Source organism: Bradyrhizobium sp., assembly GCF_016462955.1.
GTDB lineage: Bacteria > Pseudomonadota > Alphaproteobacteria > Rhizobiales > Xanthobacteraceae > Bradyrhizobium.
In genome coordinates this window covers 5,392-5,985 of the sequence record NZ_JAEMSD010000429.1, presented here as the reverse complement: position 1 = coordinate 5,985, position 594 = coordinate 5,392, and the positions used below count along the sequence as shown (strand labels likewise).

Sequence of the window (594 nt, the reverse complement as noted above, 5' to 3'; positions counted from 1 at the left end):
GTCATGGCGATCGCGGCGACCATCACGACGCCGGCGAGGAGCTGCTTCATCTGGAAATTCTCGCCCCAGATTGCGATCTGGTGGCCGATCCCGTCGCGCGAGGCGTACATCTCGGCGAGGATCACGCCGGTGAGATTGAAGATCATGGAGATCCGCAGCGCCTCCAGCAGCACCGGCAGCATGCTCGGCAGGTAGACTCGGAACGCGGTCTGCATCGGCGTGGCGCCATAGGAGCGCGCCACCGTCAGATGCTCGACCTTGACCGACTCCACCGCCGTGGTCGTCGACATGATCACGATGAAGATCGTGGAGAAGAAGCCGAAGCCGACCTTCTGGGCGAAACCGACGCCGAACACCAGGATGAACATCGGCAGGAAGATCGATTTCGGGATGCTGAAGGCGAAGAACAGCAGGGGCTTCGCAACGTCGGCGAAGTAGCGGTTCTCCGCGACCAGGAAGCCGATCAAGGCGCCGACCGGCACGGCCAGCGCGAACGCCGTCAGCACCTCGGTCGCGGTCACCATCAGGTCCTTCTGCACGGACGCGCGTTGCAGGAGATCGCCGAGCGTCACGAACGTGTCGGACGCCGACGGC

General features: G+C 64.0%; 1 protein-coding gene. It reads right to left on the bottom strand.

Translation table 11 applies throughout. The features are described from left to right. Positions 1-594: ABC transporter permease subunit (locus tag JHD07_RS30665; RefSeq protein ID WP_291628922.1), on the bottom strand; the 594-nt coding region annotated here is incomplete at both ends.